Annotated in this window: 18 protein-coding genes; 13 read left to right on the top strand and 5 right to left on the bottom strand. The window is 69.5% G+C overall.

What is annotated here, in order from left to right:
- The first annotated feature begins 11 nt into the window (after nt 1-11).
- Entirely contained in the window at nt 12-959 is a 948-nt protein-coding gene (locus ACIBL3_RS40105) for an NAD(P)H-dependent flavin oxidoreductase (RefSeq protein ID WP_396359217.1), read from the top strand.
- On the opposite strand, the gene ACIBL3_RS40110 is transcribed toward ACIBL3_RS40105, so the two are convergent.
- Nucleotides 947-1,744, bottom strand: a complete 798-nt coding sequence (locus tag ACIBL3_RS40110) for an endo alpha-1,4 polygalactosaminidase (RefSeq protein WP_396359218.1) — start codon at nt 1,742-1,744, stop codon at nt 947-949. The genes ACIBL3_RS40105 and ACIBL3_RS40110 overlap by 13 nt on opposite strands.
- Before the next feature lie 103 nt (nt 1,745-1,847).
- On the opposite strand from ACIBL3_RS40110, the gene ACIBL3_RS40115 reads away from it, so the two are divergent.
- Genes ACIBL3_RS40115 through ACIBL3_RS40140 form a run of 6 tightly spaced genes read left to right on the top strand, consistent with a single transcriptional unit; the run spans nt 1,848 to nt 8,943 of the window.
- Complete coding sequence (locus ACIBL3_RS40115) at nt 1,848-2,873, top strand: LacI family DNA-binding transcriptional regulator (protein WP_396359219.1); 1,026 nt, start codon at nt 1,848-1,850, stop codon at nt 2,871-2,873.
- 18 nt (nt 2,874-2,891) lie between these two features.
- Nucleotides 2,892-4,181 carry an extracellular solute-binding protein gene (locus tag ACIBL3_RS40120; RefSeq protein ID WP_396359220.1) on the top strand — a complete coding sequence of 430 codons (1,290 nt, stop codon included), beginning with the start codon at nt 2,892-2,894 and terminating at the stop codon, nt 4,179-4,181.
- Nucleotides 4,178-5,137 (top strand): carbohydrate ABC transporter permease, encoded by a 960-nt coding sequence (locus tag ACIBL3_RS40125; RefSeq protein ID WP_396359221.1) that lies wholly within the window; start codon nt 4,178-4,180, stop codon nt 5,135-5,137. Before ACIBL3_RS40120 ends, ACIBL3_RS40125 begins: the two co-directional genes overlap by 4 nt.
- Nucleotides 5,137-5,955 (top strand): carbohydrate ABC transporter permease, encoded by an 819-nt coding sequence (locus tag ACIBL3_RS40130; RefSeq protein ID WP_396359222.1) that lies wholly within the window; start codon nt 5,137-5,139, stop codon nt 5,953-5,955. The genes ACIBL3_RS40125 and ACIBL3_RS40130 overlap by 1 nt, the downstream gene beginning before the upstream one ends.
- Before the next feature lie 19 nt (nt 5,956-5,974).
- A complete protein-coding gene (locus ACIBL3_RS40135; protein WP_396359223.1) occupies nt 5,975-7,033 on the top strand; it encodes a glycosidase in 1,059 nt (352 codons plus the stop codon).
- Nucleotides 7,030-8,943 carry a hypothetical protein gene (locus ACIBL3_RS40140; RefSeq protein WP_396359224.1) on the top strand — a complete coding sequence of 638 codons (1,914 nt, stop codon included), beginning with the start codon at nt 7,030-7,032 and terminating at the stop codon, nt 8,941-8,943. The genes ACIBL3_RS40135 and ACIBL3_RS40140 overlap by 4 nt, the downstream gene beginning before the upstream one ends.
- A gap of 6 nt (nt 8,944-8,949) precedes the next feature.
- Here the strand turns inward: ACIBL3_RS40140 and ACIBL3_RS40145 are convergent, their stop codons facing one another.
- Entirely contained in the window at nt 8,950-9,654 is a 705-nt protein-coding gene (locus ACIBL3_RS40145) for a helix-turn-helix domain-containing protein (protein ID WP_396359225.1), read from the bottom strand.
- A gap of 65 nt (nt 9,655-9,719) precedes the next feature.
- Between ACIBL3_RS40145 and ACIBL3_RS40150 the strand changes: the two genes are divergently transcribed.
- A complete protein-coding gene (locus tag ACIBL3_RS40150; protein ID WP_396359226.1) occupies nt 9,720-10,076 on the top strand; it encodes a YciI family protein in 357 nt (118 codons plus the stop codon).
- A 60-nt stretch (nt 10,077-10,136) separates the two neighbouring features.
- Here ACIBL3_RS40150 and ACIBL3_RS40155 read toward each other — a convergent pair whose 3' ends face one another.
- Nucleotides 10,137-10,787, bottom strand: a complete 651-nt coding sequence (locus ACIBL3_RS40155; protein ID WP_396359227.1) for an Rv3235 family protein — start codon at nt 10,785-10,787, stop codon at nt 10,137-10,139.
- Nucleotide 10,788: 1 nt separating this feature from the next.
- Entirely contained in the window at nt 10,789-11,670 is an 882-nt protein-coding gene (locus ACIBL3_RS40160) for a LysM peptidoglycan-binding domain-containing protein (RefSeq protein ID WP_396359228.1), read from the bottom strand.
- A gap of 157 nt (nt 11,671-11,827) precedes the next feature.
- Between ACIBL3_RS40160 and ACIBL3_RS40165 the strand changes: the two genes are divergently transcribed.
- A complete protein-coding gene (locus ACIBL3_RS40165; protein ID WP_396359229.1) occupies nt 11,828-12,373 on the top strand; it encodes a hypothetical protein in 546 nt (181 codons plus the stop codon).
- On the opposite strand, the gene ACIBL3_RS40170 is transcribed toward ACIBL3_RS40165, so the two are convergent.
- Nucleotides 12,370-12,618 (bottom strand): helix-turn-helix domain-containing protein, encoded by a 249-nt coding sequence (locus ACIBL3_RS40170; RefSeq protein ID WP_396359230.1) that lies wholly within the window; start codon nt 12,616-12,618, stop codon nt 12,370-12,372. The genes ACIBL3_RS40165 and ACIBL3_RS40170 overlap by 4 nt on opposite strands.
- Before the next feature lie 170 nt (nt 12,619-12,788).
- Between ACIBL3_RS40170 and ACIBL3_RS40175 the strand changes: the two genes are divergently transcribed.
- The 4 genes from ACIBL3_RS40175 to ACIBL3_RS40190 all read left to right on the top strand — a co-directional run bounded on the left by ACIBL3_RS40175 (nt 12,789) and on the right by ACIBL3_RS40190 (nt 16,448).
- Entirely contained in the window at nt 12,789-13,448 is a 660-nt protein-coding gene (locus ACIBL3_RS40175) for an SAF domain-containing protein (protein WP_396359231.1), read from the top strand.
- Nucleotides 13,448-14,707, top strand: a complete 1,260-nt coding sequence (locus ACIBL3_RS40180; protein ID WP_396359232.1) for a CpaE family protein — start codon at nt 13,448-13,450, stop codon at nt 14,705-14,707. Before ACIBL3_RS40175 ends, ACIBL3_RS40180 begins: the two co-directional genes overlap by 1 nt.
- Nucleotides 14,708-14,821: 114 nt before the next feature.
- The gene (locus ACIBL3_RS40185) at nt 14,822-15,610 is read left to right on the top strand and encodes a DUF4097 family beta strand repeat-containing protein (protein WP_396359233.1); all 789 of its coding nucleotides are present in this window, start codon (nt 14,822-14,824) and stop codon (nt 15,608-15,610) included.
- 166 nt (nt 15,611-15,776) lie between these two features.
- Nucleotides 15,777-16,448: an HAD family hydrolase gene (locus ACIBL3_RS40190; RefSeq protein ID WP_396359234.1), complete on the top strand. Its 672-nt coding sequence runs from the start codon at nt 15,777-15,779 to the stop codon at nt 16,446-16,448.
- The last annotated feature ends 1 nt before the right edge of the window (nt 16,449 follow it).

A 16,449-nucleotide genomic window follows, 5' to 3' on the forward strand; every position in this document is an offset into this window, starting at 1 on the left:
CTGCACCCACCATGTGGCTGACGGAGAAGTTCGGGCTGTCGGTCCCACTGGTGGGTGCACCGATGGCGAACGTGAGCGGCGGCCGCCTGGCCGCCGCCATCTCGGCCGCCGGGGGGCTGGGGATGCTCGGCGCCGGCTCCGCGGTGAGCGCCGACTGGATCCGGACCGAGGGCGCGGTCGCCGCGGACGGCGGGAACCCGTACGGCGTCGGCCTGATGGCGTGGTCCGTCAAGGATCACCCGGAGCACCTCGACGCGGTGCTCGAGCTCAAGCCCGCCCTCGTATCACTCAGCTTCGGCGACTACGCGCCGTACGTCGGGCTGCTGCAGGAGGAAGGCATCGTCGTCGCCATGCAGGCAGGGACGGTGGCCGACGCGCGGGAGGCGATCGACGCCGGCGTGGACGCGATCGTCGCGCGCGGCGCCGAGGCGGGCGGGCACGGCCGCAACGCGGTCGCCACACTTCCTTTGCTACAAGCGATTCTGGACCTCACCGACCTCCCGGTGCTCGCGGCCGGCGGCATCTCAGGTCCGCGCGGGCTGGCCGCCGTACTGGCCGCAGGCGCTGCCGGCGGTTGGGTCGGTACGGCGTTCCTCACCTGCGCCGAGGCGTTGACGCCAGACACGGTGCGGGCGCGGGTGATCGAGGCGGACGAGACCGACACGGTCTATGGCACCGTCTTCGACGCGGCCTCACGGGCCGGGTGGCCGGACGAGTTCGGTGGCCGGGCGCTCCGGAACGCCTACTTCGACACGTGGGAAGGCCGCGAGGCGGAACTCAAGGCCGACGACGCCGGTCACGGCGACTACGTGGCCGGGGTCCGCGCCGCCGACCCGACCCGCACGTCCATCTACGCAGGCCAGGGCGTCGGCGCACTCACTGGGCAGACGACCGCCGCCGAGGTCATCACCTCCTTCGCCCGCTACCGCACGTACCTCCAGGCCGCTCAGCAGACCTGACGGACGTAGCCGGGCTCGCCGGGAGCTGAGACGTCCCGGTCGCGCTGCACGATGCTGACTGTGTCGCCGAAGCCGGCGCAGGCGGTCCGCAGACCGGCCTCGGTGTACTCGATCACGATCACGTTGTCGCCGAACGCTTCGACGTACTCACCGCACTCGTCCCACTCGCCGCATTCCTCTGCGACCGCGAAGTCCAGGCCGACCGCCTCGCGGTCACCGGCCAGCTCGACGGTGTTCTTCTGGCCGATGGCCAGGTTCTTCGAGTGCGCGTGTGCGGCCAGCGCGGTCAGGTAGGCCTTGGCGTGCTCGGCGGTGAGCAGGTCCTTCGAGCGGGTGTAGCTGTCGTAGTTGTCCGGCTCCACCGCCTGGTACCCGCTCGTCGCGCAGCCGTCGATCCACCCGTTCACCTTCGCGGCGATCCGGTCCCGCTTGTCCTCGGTCCGAAGGTCGAGAAGTGGCTCATCCCACTCCTCGTCGATGACGAGGTTGCCGGCGGCGTCGCGGAGCAGCAGGTCGGCGTCCCACTGCCCCTGCTCACCGGGCTGCACCTGGAACGCGTTCACGTAGCAGATGTTGTACAGCCCGTCGGCGGCGTCCGCGGCCCGGTCGCGGCTGACGACCTGCACGCCGTCCGGCGGGGTGTAGGGGCTGCCGATCTGGTAGTCGAAGCTCGCGTGCGCCGGCGGCGGGGTGACGGCCGCTTCGGCGTCCCGCCGGTTGAGCACTGTGACCAGCGCGGCACCGGCCACGGCTGCGGCCAGCCCGGCCAGGAGCAGACGGCGCATGGCCGAAGCGTAGGGGATCACAAGGGCTGAGATCTTGACGTACGGCGTTTTAACCGGTTTAAATGCCGTCTAAACCGGTTTAAACCGTGTCAAGCGAGGTGCGATGAGCAAGCAGCGGCCGACGATCGCCGATGTGGCGAGCAGGGCGGGTGTGTCCAAGGCTGCGGTGTCCTTCGCGCTGAACGGACGGCCCGGTCTGGCGCAGGCGACCGTCGACAAGATCCTCGCCGCGGCCGACGAGCTGGGCTGGCGGCCGAGCAACCGGGCCCGGTCGCTGTCGGTCTCGAAGGCGTTCGCGCTCGGCCTGGTGATCACCCGGGACCCGGACGTGCTGTCCTCGGACCCGTTCTTCTCCGCCTTCATCGCCGGTGTCGAGAGCGTGCTGTCCACCCGCGGGCAGGCCCTGGTCCTGCAGGTCGTCACAGCCGGCGAGGAAGAGGAGGCCGGCTACCGGCGACTCTCCCGGGACGCCCGCGTCGACGGCGTCTTCCTGTCCGACCTCCGGCACGACGACCCCCGGATCGACCTGCTGGTCGAGCTCGGCATGCCCGCCGTGACCCTGAACCGGCCGGACGGCACGTCGCCGTTCCCGGCCGTCGTCCTGGACGACCGCCCAGGCACTCGCGCGGTCGTCGAGCACCTCGTCGAGCTCGGTCACACCCGGATCGCGCACGTCGCGGGCCCGCCCGCCTTCGTGCACGCGACCGCACGGTCGACGGCCTTCGTGGCGGCCCTGGCCGACGCCGGGCTGGAGCCGGTCGCGATCGAGACCGGTGACTTCACCGCCGCGGCCGGGATCGAGGCCACCCGGCGGCTGCTCGCGCTGCCCGAGCCGCCGACCGCGATCGTCTACGCGAACGACCGGATGGCGATCGCCGGCCTCGGCGCCGCCCAGGCGGCCGGGCTGACCGTCCCGGACGACCTGAGCATCGCGGGCTTCGACGACAGCGAACTGGCCGAGTACGTCCACCCGGGCCTGACCACCGTGCGCGCCGACCCGTTCCGCTTCGGCGAGGCGGCCGCCCAGACCCTCAACCAGGTCGTCGACGGCGAGTCCGACGTACCTGATGCCGAGCTGGCACCCGCCGAGCTCGTCGTACGGCGCTCCACTGCCGCGCCCCCTGCGTAGCTCTCCCCTGGAGGAACCATGAAATTGCAAGCTGGACTGCTGGCCCTGGTACTGGCCGGCTCGCTCGCCGCGTGTGGCGACAGCGGGGGCGGCGCTGGTGACGCCGACGCCGCGGCCAAGGCCACCGGCCCGATCACCATCTGGTACTCGAACAACAAGGAAGAAGTTGCTTGGGGCAAGCAGATGGTCGCGGCCTGGAACACCGCGCACCCGGACCAGAAGGTGACCGCCCAGGAGATCCCGACCGGGAAGAGCTCCGAGGAGGTGATCGGGGCCGCGATCACCGCTGGCAACGCGCCGTGCTTGATTTTCAACACCTCGCCGGCGTCGGTCTCGCAGTTCCAGAAGCAGGGCGGTTTGGTGCCGCTGGACAGCTTCAGCGACGGCAAGTCGTACATCGAGGACCGCTCGGGTGACGTGGCCGAGCAGTACAAGTCGTCCGACGGCAAGTACTACCAGCTGCCGTGGAAGTCGAACCCGGTGATGATCTTCTACAACAAGTCGGCGTTCGCCAAGGCCGGGATCGACACTGCGAAGCCGCCGCTGGCGACGTACGACGAGTTCCTCGACACCTCCCGCAAGCTGGTCGCCGCGAAGGCCGCGAAGTTCGCCATCTACCCGGCGCCGAGCAACGAGTTCTTCCAGTCCTGGTTCGACTTCTACCCGTTGTACGCGGCCGAGAGCGGTGGCAAGCAGCTGGTGGCCGACGGCAAGGCGACGTTCAACTCCGACGAGGGCAAGAAGGTCGCGCAGTTCTGGCGGACGATGTACGCCGACAAGCTGGCGTCGCAGGAGAAGTACACCGGTGACGCGTTCGTCGACGGCACCGCCGCGATGGCGGTCGTGGGTCCGTGGGCGATCGCGACGTACAAGGGCAAGGTCGACTGGGGCGTCGTCCCGGTGCCGACCTCGGCCGGCAAGCCGGGAGGAGAGATCCACACCTTCTCCGACGCGAAGAACGTCGCGATGTACTCGGCGTGCAAGAACCGCGGCACCGCGTGGGAGGTGCTGAAGTTCGCCACCAGCCAGGAGCAGGACGGCAAGTTCCTCGAGACGACCGGGCAGATGCCGCTGCGCAAGGACGTGGCGTCGGCGTACGCGGACTACTTCGCGAAGAACCCGGACTACAAGACGTTCGCGGACCAGGCGGCCCGCACTGTCGAGGTGCCGAACGTGCCGAACTCGATCACCATCTGGCAGACCTTCCGGGACGCCTACTCCAAGTCCGTCATCTTCGGCCAGGAGGACCCGGGCGCGGCGCTGGACGGCGCGGCGCAGAAGGTCGATCAGCTCGCCGCGCAGTCATGACCCGACTGGCCTCGAGCCGAACCCGCCGGCGGCACGGCGTGCGGCCTGGTGTCCGGCCTGGTGCCCGGCGTGGTGTTGTCGGCCGGATCCTCGGTGAGCATCCGGCCAGCACCGCCTTCGTCACGCCGTACGTCGTGTTCCTGGCGGCCGTGTTCGCCTACCCGCTCGGGTTCGCGGCGTACATGTCGTTCCACGACTACTTCTTCACCGCGCCGGGCGCGATCGTGGAAAGGCCGTTCGTGGGTCTCGACAACTACGTGACGGTGCTGTCGGATCCCGCCGTACGGCGGTCCTTCGTCAACGTGGCCATCTTCCTGGTGATCAACGTGCCGCTGACCGTCGTACTGGCGCTCGGACTGGCGACCGCTCTGAACGCCGCGATCCGCTGGCGGACGTTCTTCCGGGTCTCGTACTACGTGCCGTACGTGACCGCGAGTGTCGCGGTGGTCGGGGTCTGGCTGTTCCTGTTCAACTCGAACGGGCTGGTGAACTCGATCCTCGGCCCGCTCGCGCCGGACCCGTCGTGGCTGGTGAACTCGGCGCTGGCGATGCCGACGATCGCGGTCTACGTGACCTGGAAACAGCTCGGGTTCTTCATCCTGCTGTACCTGGCGGCGTTGCAGAACGTGTCGAAAGACCTGTACGAGGCGGCCTCGATGGATGGGGCCGGACGCTGGAAGTCGTTCCTGAACGTGACCGTGCCCGGCGTGCGGCCGGCGACGACTCTCGTCGTCCTGCTGGCGACGGTGACCGGGGCGAACCTGTTCACCGAGCCGTACCTGCTGACCGGCGGGGGCGGTCCGGACGGGGCGTCGGCGTCACCGGTGCTGGTGATGTACCAGAAGGGCATCGAGCAGGGGAACCCGGACATCGGGTCCGCGATCGGGGTGCTGCTGGTGATCGGCGTACTGATCCTGGCGCTCGTCGAACGGCGCTTCGTCGGGAAGGAGGACTGATGCGGCTACGGTTCGTCGCGCTGCTCGCCGGCGCCTTCGTGTTCCTGTTCCCCTTCTACTACATGCTGATCGGGTCGCTGCAGACCGAGCCGGATCCCTCGGTGAGCGGGGCGTTCCCGGCACCGGGGAACCTGACCGGGCACAACTACGTGGAGATCAACAACGCGATCAACCTCGGCCGGTCGCTGATCAACTCGGGGATCTTCACCGGTGGTGTCATCCTCGGGACGCTGGTGTTCGGCGTGCTCGCCGGGTACGCGCTCGCGCGGTTGCACTTCCGCGGTCGCGGGCTGGTGTTCAACCTGATGCTGCTGGTCCAGGTCGTGCCGTTCCAGTTGCTGACGATCCCGCTGTACGTGCTGATCGTGCGCAGCTACGGGCTGGCCGACTCCTACCTCGGCATGATCCTGCCGTTCGCGATCAACTCGACCGCGGTGTTCGTGTTCCGGCAGTACTTCCTCCAGCTACCGCAGGAGTTGTTCGACGCGGCCCGGATCGACGGCGCCGGCGAGCTGGGCATCCTGTGGCGGGTGGCCATCCCGCTGGTCAAGCCAGCGCTGCTGACCGGCGTGCTGCTGACCTTCATCGGGCCGTGGAACGAGTTCCTCTGGCCGTTCCTGATCACCAAGCAGCAGGACCTGCAACCGCTCGCGGTCTCGCTGTCGAACTACCTGACCACGGTGTCGTCGCGGGCCGCGAACCCGTTCGGCGCGGTGCTCGCCGGGGCGTGCGTGCTGGCCGCGCCCGCGGTGACGTTGTTCCTGATCTTCCAGCGCCGCTTCATCTCGACGAACATCTCGTCCGGCGTCAAAGGCTAATCCTGAAAGGCTTCTTGTTGTGACTGTTCCTTACACCCTTACTCGTGTCGGCGTGCTGATGACGCCCGAGCCGGGCAACGACCTCGAGGCCGAGGGGGTGCTGAACCCGGCCACCGGCCACACCCCGGACGGCCGGCTGTACCTGCTGCCGCGGCTGGTTGCTTCAGGCAACGTGTCCCGGGTCGGCCTGGCCGAGGTAGAGCTGAAGGATGGTGTTCCGGTCGGCGTACGGCGCGAAGGCGTCGTACTGGCTCCCGACGAGGGCTGGGAGCGCGGCCTGAACAACGCCGGTGTCGAGGACCCGCGAGTGACCTGGATCCCGTCGCTCGGCACCCACGTGATGACGTACGTCGCCTACGGCCCGCTCGGCCCCAAACCCGCGCTGGCCACGTCGGTCGACCTGCGCTCCTGGGAACGGCTCGGACCACTGCACTTCGAGTACCAGCCCTCGTTGGACACCGACCTGAATCTCTTCCCGAACAAGGACACCGTGTTCTTCCCCGAACCGGTCACCGGCCCGGACGGCGAACCGTCGTACGCGATGCTCCATCGGCCGATGTGGGACCTCGGCTGGTTCCGCGAAGGCGAAGGAGTGCACCTGCCCGCTGGTGTGAAGGACGACCGCCCGGGGATCTGGGTCTCGTTCGTGCCGGTCGCGGACGTCGAGCGCGATGTGCGGAACCTCGTGCACCTGCGCAACCACCGGCTCGTCGCGATGTCGGAGTACCCCTTCGAGGAGCTCAAGATCGGCGCCGGACCGGCGCCGCTGCGGGTGCCGGAGGGCTGGCTGGTGATTCATCACGGTGTGACCGGCGAGCAGCCACAAGGCTTCGATCCGACCACGCAGAAGGTCAGCTACGCGGTCGGCGCGCTGCTGCTGGACGCGTCCGACGTGACCAAGGTGATCGCCCGGACCGAGGAGCCGATGCTGGTGCCGGAGACCGACGAGGAGCGGATCGGAACCGTCGGGAACGTGGTGTTCCCGACCGCCATCGAGGAGGTCGACGGAGTGCAGTACGTCTTCTACGGAATGGCCGACGCGGCCATCGGCGTCGCCAGATTGGATCGGGTGTCATGAGGATCCGCCGCCGAGCCGTCCTCGGCGGCGCCCTCGCACTGGGCGCTGCGTCTGCAGTCACCACGCCTGCCTCGGCGACGGGCCGGCTGACCAACCTCGCGCATCTCGACTACCTGCGTACGACGGTCACGCCACCGGCCACGCCTGGGCACAGCACCTACGGCTCCGGGCCTTTGGGGGTGCTGTGGACCTACGCGGATCGACAGGCCGACGGCTCGTACAAGCGGATCGGCGGCCGCACGTACGACCCGGCGACCGACACCTACGGGCAGGGTGCCTTCAACGCGGACGATATCTCGCGTGCGGCTGTCGTGTACCTGCGCAGTCGGCGGCTGGACGTTGCCCGGGACCTGCTGCGCGGGCTCACCTATCTGCAGTCGCCGAACGGCAACGTGGTCCTGTGGATGCAGCCGGACGGCGCACTCAACCCGAGCGCCGATCCTGTCGAGCTCCCCGATCCGTCCGACTCCGGGCCGTCGTACTGGCTCGCTCGTACGGTCTGGGCGCTGGGGGAGGGGTACGCCGCTTTCCGTCGGGTGGACCGTGGGTTTGCCGAGTTCCTTCGCGACCGGCTCGAGTTGGCGCTGGCTGCGTTGGAGCGGCAGGTGCTGGTTCGGTACGGCGAGTGGAACATCGTCGACGGTCGCCGGGTCCCTGCATGGCTCATCGTGAACGGTGCTGACGCGACGTCGGAGGCTGTGCTCGGGTTGGCAGCCTACGTCCGTGCTGGTGGGTCTGCTCGGGCTCGGCGTGCGTTGACGCAGTTCGCTGAGGGCATTGCTGCTCTGAGTGCTGGGTCGTCGCGCGAGTGGCCGTTCCGTGCGCTGCTGCCGTGGGGTGAGTCCATCTCGGTCTGGCATGCGTGGGGCGCGCAGATGCCGTCCGCGCTGGCTGCCGCTGCGTCCGTTGTTGGCACTCCGGTTGGGCCTGCGGTTGGGGACACGGCTGGGTTCACTCCGCTGCTGTTGACCGCGGGCGGGCCCGACAACGGCTGGCTGCCGGCGCCGATCGACCGTACTCAGATCGCCTATGGCGTCGACGCCCGGCTGCAAGGCTTGCTGGCTGTCGAGCTGCCCGGACCCCGACAGGTCGCTGCGTTTGTCGCCGCTTGGTACTTCGGCGCGAACCGGGCCGGCGAAGCGATGTACGACGCGGCGACCGGCCGCACGTACGACGGCATCTCGGGCGACGGCGTGATCAACCGCAACTCCGGTGCCGAGTCCACCATCCACGGCCAGCTCTCGATGCTCACCCTCGACGCCAACCCAGCTCTCGCCCACCTCGCCCAGCAGCTGGGTGCGGGCCCGCTCACCCGCTCGGGCCTGCAGGTCGTCGAAGGTGAGTCCGCCTTCGGTGGCACAGTCGTCACGCCTCCGTCCGCGTGGACCGGGGAATCCCAGTGGAGCAACGGATCCTACGTCTCGCTGACCGCCGGCTCGTCTACTGTCTGGACGCTGGAGCCGTCGTCGCAGCCGCGTCTTGTGCTTCCCGTCGTCAACCTGCTCGACCCCGGCACCACGAGTTGGTTCTCCGGCTCCTCGTCGCTGGGCACGATCGACCACAGTGCTCCCGGTCCGCAAGGCATCTCCGCGGCCCCGGGCGTGCTCCAGCCGATCACGTTGGGTCAGCCGCTTCCGCCGTACGCGACGAGCCTCAAAGCGGCGTCCACCACGGGCACGGCGCAGATCGACGCCCTGCTTCTCATCCCCAGCACCAGCACACTGCGGCTCGGCTCGGCCGTGCTGCTCTCCAGCGTCGACCCGCATCCGCGAACCTTCTCGCTGCGCAGCAAGCCAGGCGCCATCGCCTACACCTACACGGCCCAGGGCACCCTGCACTCGCGACGCCAACTCACTGGCGGGACCTCCAGCGTCCTCGTCCAGCCAGGCGGCTTCACGGTGGTGCTTTAGGGACGCTCAGCCGAGGAGCACGCGGGGCGGCAGGCCAGTGAGGGCCTTGACGTCTCGGGTGAAGTGGGCTTGGTCGGCGTACCCGGTCAGTACGGCGACGTCCGCGAGTGCGAGCCCGGTTCGCGCGTGGTCGAGGGCGACGTTCATCCGCAGCACGCGGTCGAGCATCTTCGGGCCATAGCCGAACGCATGCAGGCACCGCCGGTGCAGTTGACGCTCGCTCAATCCGACGCTCCCAGCCAGCGACAGCACGCCGGCCCCTCCGCGGAGCATCCCGCTCCGGACAGCTCGCAGCACCTGCGTGATCAGCCCGTCCGGTGGCTCCTCGATCAGGTCCGCCACCGCCTGCTCCAACGCCAACGCCGGGGCCTCCGCCAGTCGCACCTGGTCCGCCAGCCGCCGACTCCGCGCCGGCGACCAGAGATCCGCCAGCGCCACCCGCTCGTTGAGCAGATCCTTCGCCGGTACGCCGAGGAACCGCGGCGCCGTCCCCGGTGCGAACCGAATCCCGGCGTACCGCGTCCCCGCTGCCGCCGAGCCGACCCACGCGCGGCTGTCCGGGCCCGCGATGACCAGCTCGTCGTCCATCAGGAGCAAGTCCATACAGCCGTCCGGCAGAACGCGGTAGTCGCCGCCTTCCGCCGTCCGCGTCCACAAGACCGCACCCGGCACCCGCGCAGGACGCTCCCGGTACGGCTCGAACTCAGTCACGTCCCCAGTCTGTAACCCCGCGCCGACAATTCCACACCTGCACGCCGTTCAGCTAGCTTCGGATCATGCAGTTCGACCGGTACACCGTGATCCTGCTGACGCTGCGGCCGGACGCCCCCGAGATGACCGACGCCGAGGCCACCGCTCTCCAGAACCGCCACCTGGCGCACGGTGCCGAAATGCAGGACCGCGGTCTGGTCCTGGCCCGCGGCCCCCTCACCGACCAGGACGACGAACGCTACCGAGGCTTCTCGATCTGGTCCGTCGACCACGAAACCGCCCGAACCCACGCCGAAGCCGACCCCGCGGTCCGAGCCGGGCGCCTCGCGGTCACCGTCATGACCTGGATGATGCCCGCCGGCAACCTCCACTTCTCGAAAGTCCACCCACCCCGCTCCGTCGCCGAAGCCACCACCGACTGACCACAGCAATCCGATCGTGCAACCCAGCCACCGATGGCTGGGGCGCAACCCGAGGCGAGGTCAGCCGAGTTCCAGGGCGGTGCAGACCCAGCGGTTGCGGCGGATCTCGAGGCGGAGGGCGATCGCCCGGGACCGATGACCGTGCCGAACGTGGGCAGCCACCTCGGCGACGTCCTTGGCCGGGCAACAGACGCGAACCGAGCGGAGCGCACTCCGCTCCTTGGCCCCGCGCCCGGTCGCCGTGGTCGTCAGCCCGAGCAGCCGAACTCTGCGAGTCAGCTCGGCAAACACCACATCGTCCGTGAACCGCACCAGCTGAGAAATCGGCCGATCCCCGGCCAGCACCTCGGAAACCGCCTGCGCCAGCCGCCCACCCCACACCCGAGCATCCGGCACTCCCGGCGTTGCGGCCGCAGGCGTACCGCTCGGGTCCGGAGACGCCTCTGCCGGATCGGGGGTGACGCCAAGGCGCTTGAGCGCTTGGTGGCGGCGGGCGAGGGTGTTGGCGGGCATGGCGCCGGCGTGCCGGACGGTCGGCGGTACGGCGTGCTGCGCCGAGTCGACCGTGATCGCGCGCAGCTGTGGGGTTTCCACCTCGGACAGGTCGACGTGGGACTCGGCGGCCTCGGTGAGGGGTGGCACCGGGGTCAAGGTCGGGCGGGCCTGATCGGGGCGCTCGGTGGGGGCCGCGGGCAGGTTCTGCTGGCTCATGTCACTTCTCCTGGTGGGTGGGCGGCACGGGGTTGCCGGTCGCGGGCGGCGGGATGCGCAGCACCTGGCCGGGACGAATCAGGTCGGGGTCGGGCCCGATCAGCCGGCGGTTGGCGGCGTACCAGGCCGGCCAGCGAGAGGCGACGTCCTGCGGGGTGGCGTGCCCGCCGAGCTCGGTCGCGGCGATGCTCCAGAGCGTGTCGCCGGGTTTGACGACGACACGGCGAGGCACCCGCACCGGCTGCCCCGACCGCAGATCGGTGTAGCGCGTCGCAGCCCCCGCAGTAGGCCGATCCGGCACCCCGATCCGCACCCGGGCCCCACCCGGCTGCGATGCAGTCCGCTGTGGCTCGGCCGGTACGACGCGGTGGGCTCGAGCATCCCGTCGTACGTCGACCTGCGTGCGGGGGGACGCGTCCGATCCAGTCAGGCGGACGGTGGACGGCGGCTCGGTGGTGCGCCAGGTGCTCGCGTTGGCCGTGGTGGCGGCGGGCTGGAGTGAGGACCGGGGCTCCAGCCACGGGTCGTTGGTGGTGCCGTCACCTGGTGCGGCGTGGGCGGCTCCGATGGTCAGCGGCGTGACCGCGGCCAGGCCGAGCGTGGAGCGCAGGAGGGTGCGGGCGGTGTGAGACGTGATCCGGGTGGCGACGGCGGATGCGGCGGTGCCGATCGCGCCCGGGAGTTGCTCGAGGACGGTCGTCGTCACGGCCAGCGCGAGCCAGCCGTAGGCCATCCAGGCGACTGTCGCGACCGCGAGCACCGTCAGCGAGTCGAGGTCGTGGCTGCTGGCTTCGCCGTACGTGCTGGCCGTCATCCAGCGCAATGCCAGGCCGAGCCCGGCCAGCGCGGTCAGGGCGGCCAGCCCTTTCAGTCCCCGGATCATCGCGTTCACCCCGCTTGATCTCTGATCTATGAGTTTGCTTGAGTTTGCGTCTGCTTGACCACTATAGACCGGTACTCAGGCCAGTTTGCAAGTCGGAATGTCACGCAGCGTCGGCTCGACGCACGGAAGGTGAGCGGGATCGGGTAGGTTCACCGCTATGCGGTGGGATGCGTTGTTCGCGGATCTGGAGTCGCAGTTCGACGCGCTCCAGGCGGAGGATCTCTACGGCGAGGTCGCGGATCGGATCCGCGCCGAGGTCGGCAAGATCACCGTCCTCGACCGCCTGCGGGGCGCCGTCGACACCGTCGTCCGCGTGGAACTGGCGAACGCCGAGCCCGTCCAGGGGGAGCTCACCCGCGTCGGGAAGGACTGCCTGCTGATCGAGACCGAGCGCGCCGAGGAGTGGCTGATCCCGGTCGCTGCGCTGGTCGCCGTACATCGGCTGGGGCCGTGGGCCGAGCCGGCCGTCGGGGCGGTGGCGGGCAAGCTCGGCCTGGCTCACCTGCTGCGTGGGATCGCGCGCGATCGCTCACCGGTGACGCTGTTCTGCGGTGGAGCGCCGGTCACCGGGACGATCGACCGGGTCGGGGCGGACTTCCTGGAGATCGCAGAGCATCCGCTGGATACGCCGCGCAGGCGGACCGAGGTCTACAACGTGCGCCTGGTGCCGACCCAGGCGCTGTGTGCAGTCCGGCGCCGCTAGTTGTGAACGTCCTCCGGCTGCTCGGCGTCCTCGCCGAACGGGTGGGCGTCGATGAACTCGCGTGTCTCGGTGTAGAGGCGCTCGATGTACTTCTCCAGCTCGGTCGCCTCGACCCGCCACTGCCCGCGCCCGCCGATCTTCACCGCGGGGATGTCACCGCGGCGGACCAGGGCGTACACCTGGTTCGCGGAGATGTTGAGCACCTCGGCGACGTCGGCGAGCTGGAGGAAGCGCGGAGTCGGCATCCGGTCTGCTCCTTCACGTAGTGGCTGGTTCCTTCAGTTTGCCATGGTTCGCGATCGGACGATCCCGTTTGTCCCCAGGCTGACAGCCTGTGGATAGCCGTTCACGGTGTGATGCCCGGACACGGCAGAATGTCGGCTCCGATGGCGATCGATTGACTGGGGAGTTCGACGTGGTCGACACAGCAGTGCGCGGGACCGGGTTCGGGGCGCCGTCCGTCCCGGCGCAGCGCAACCGGCGGGCGCGATGGAAGGACGGCCGGCTGGTGCTCGGCGTGCTGCTCGTCGCGATCACCGCACTCGCCGGCGCCAAGCTGCTCTCGGCCGCCGACGACACCACGACGATCTGGGCGGCCAAGCGCGACCTGCCGGCCGGGACCACGCTGACCGGTGACGACCTGACGACTGCGCGGGTGCGGTTCACCAACGGTGCGGACGCCGGGAGGTACGTCGCTGCCGACGCGGATCTCAAGGGTCTCATCGTCACCCGTGCGGTGGACGCGGGTGAGTTCGTGCCGCGGGAAGCGGCCGTCTCCGAGGCGGAGAACGACCGCACCGAGCTCCCGCTGTCGGTCGCGACCGGCCGACTGCCGTCGGACATCGCCGCGGGTGACGACGTCGACATCTGGGTCGTGCCGAAGGACGCATCGCAGGCCAAGTTGCTCTGGGCAAAGGTCCGGGTGCTCCAGGCCGACGCGGTCAAAGGTGTCGCGGGTGGATCCGCTCGACGGCAAGTCCTGGTCGGGCTGGCGCCCAACGACCTGCAACGACTACCGGCCGCGTTGTCTGCGATGAGCACGGGAGAGCCGGTCCTCGTCAGGCGAGGCAACTGATGTCGGTGCCAGTCCTCCTGGCCGTGACCGGGGCTCCTTGGGAGGCGGACGTCGTACGGCGGGCCGAGCGTGCGCCGGGGATTCGAGTGGTACGGCGCTGTGTCGACATCGCCGACGTGATGGCCGCAGCCGCGAGTGGGCAGGCACGGGCGGTCCTGCTCGCCGACGATCTGCCCAGACTCACCTCCGACGCGGTCGCCGCGCTGCATGCTCGCCGGATCGCGGTGGTCGCGCTCGTCGACCCGTCCGAGACCGGTGAACCCTTCGGCACCGAGGACAGGCTGAGCCGGATGGGGATCGAGCGCATCCTGCCCGCCGACGTCAGTCCGGAGGATCTCGGCCGGGCGATCACCGACGCGGTCGAGTCCGGTCCGCCGATGTCGGTGTCGCACTTCGCCGGCGGGTTCGTGCCGACGACACCCGACCTGCCGGGTCAGCCGCCGCCCGTCTTCAACCAGGGCAGCGGCCGGATGATCGCGGTGTGGGGCCCGACGGGCGCCCCCGGGCGGACGACGGTCGCCATCGGCCTCGCGTGTGAGCTCGCGGTGAAGGGCGTGCCGACGTTGCTCGCCGATGCCGACGTGTACGGCGGGACGGTCGCGCAGCAACTCGGGATGCTCGACGAGACGTCGGGGCTGGCGGCAGCGGCGCGGTCGGCGGCGAGTGGCGCGCTGGACATGGCGATGCTGGCGAAGCATGCGAGGCAGGTCGAGCCGCATCTGCTGGTGCTGACGGGGCTCAGCCGGGCGGACCGCTGGACCGAGCTGCGGCCGGCGGCGATCGAGTCGGTCTGGTCGACCGCGCGGATGCTCGCGCCGTGCACCGTGGTGGATGTCGGGTTCTGCATCGAAACCGACGAGGAGATCTCGTTCGACTCGCTGGCGCCGCGGCGCAACGGCGCAACCGTGGCGACGCTCGAGGAGGCCGACGAGGTGGTCGTCGTCGGTACGGCGGACCCGGTCGGCCTCACGCGGTTGATCCGGGCGATCCACGAGCTGCGGTCCGTCGTACCGTCGGTCAGCACCCGGGTCGTGGTGAACCGGGTCCGCCCGGGATCACTCGGCAGCTCACCGTCCGACGCGATCAGCGAGGCGCTCGGCCGGTACGCCGGGGTCGAGGCCGCCGCCCTGCTCCCGTTCGACCAGCCCGCCGTGGACGCGGCGATCTCCCACGGTCGCAGCCTCGCCGAGTCCGCCAAGTCCAGCAAACTCCGCAAGTCCCTCCAGCAACTGGCCACCACCGTCAGCAAGGACCTCTGAATCCGCGGTGTGAGGTCAGGGTTGGGTCGGTGGGGAATCGGGGGGAAACCCCACCGACAGCTCAGTGGCGATGTGCCAGGGTTGGGGAGTAGTCGACGCACCCTAGGGGAACGTATGTCCGAGGTTCAGGGCCGGCCGGCCGGCACGATGAGTACGGAGCGGCGGTTCGGTATCGCCATCTCCGTGGCACTCATTCTGGGTGGGGCGTACTGGGCGCTGACCGGGCTGACCGAGGAGAGCAAGACGACCCAGGACAGCTACCCGGTCGAGGGGGACTCGCTGACGATCCAGACGACCTCGGTGGATGTCGAAGTACGGTCCGGAGACGGTCCGGAGGTGCAGGTCGAGCGGAAGTTCGAGCGCAACGTGTTCGGGTCGGACCCGAAGGAGGACTACGAGGACGGGAAGTTGCAGCTGCGGGACAGCGGCTGCGGATTCCTGTCGTTCGGTTGCGACACGCACTACATCCTGACCGTGCCCAAGGACGTCAAGCTCACGGTCGAGAGCTCCAGCGGCGACATCAAGGTGTCCGGGCTGCCGGAGGGCGCGAACCTGAAGTCGAGCTCGGGCAGCATCGAGGCGGTCGACGTCGGCGGGTCGCTGTGGCTGGAGTCGAGCTCGGGTGATCTCGAGGCGCGCGGGCTGAGCGCGACGACGGTGAGCACGCAGAGCAGTTCGGGGAGCACCGAGCTGGACTTCACCTCCGCGCCGCAGTCGGTGGACGCCGAGGCGAGCTCGGGTGACGTGACGATCCGGATCCCGTCCGGGACCGAGACGTACAGGCTGAACACCGACACCTCCTCGGGCGAGGAGTCCGCCGACGTCCGCAGCGACCCCGCCGCCACCCGCACCATCGACGCCAAAACCTCCTCAGGTGACGTGACGATCGAGTACAACCACTGACCACGAGAGAGGCTGCTGACGCTTCGCGGTAGGTGGGGGAGTGGTGCTCCGGCGATGTGACGATCGAGTACAACCACTGATCGATTCGGGGTGAACGGTGGTCACGGGGAGTTAGGGGGAGGGCCGTGAGGGTTAGCTTGGCTATGTTCTGAGTAGGCTTGCGGGCATGTTGGTGGAGGCGGGTGTGCCGCGTGGGTTGCTGGTGGACTGGGGCGGTGTGCTGACCTCCGGGCTGGAGGATGCGCTGCGGCGCTGGGCCGAGCTGGACGGTTTCGACTTCGACTCCTACGTGCAGGCCGTGATGGCCTGGTTGCCCGCCGAGAGCCCTGCCGACGCGGTGGCGGAGGCCGAGTTGAACCCGGTCCACGCGCTCGAGCGCGGCCAGATCGCGGTCCCCGACTTCGAGCGAAAGCTCGCCTCGGTCCTGGTCCGCAACGACGGCACACCGGTCCCCGCGGAGGGCCTGATCGAGCGGATGTTCGCGCACTTCGAGCACCAGCCGGCGATGTCCGCGCTGGTCCGGCGGGCCCGTCAGCACGGGATCCGGACCGCGCTGCTGTCGAACTCCTGGGGCAACACCTACCCCCGCGACACCTGGGACGGCATGTTCGACGACATCGTCATCTCCGGTGAGGTCGGGCTGCGTAAACCCGAGCCGGAGATCTTCCTGCTGACCGCCCGCCGGCTGGACCTGAAGCCCGAGCACTGCGTCTTCGTCGACGACCTCGAGCTCAACGTCGAGGCCGCGAAGGCGCTCGGCATGACCGGCGTCCTGCACACCTCGTACGACGACACCCTGAGTGCGCTGCAATCCCTGTTCGGAGTCGACCTGACGTGAC

This window comes from Kribbella sp. NPDC050124 (genome assembly GCF_044460355.1).
Lineage (GTDB): Bacteria > Actinomycetota > Actinomycetes > Propionibacteriales > Kribbellaceae > Kribbella.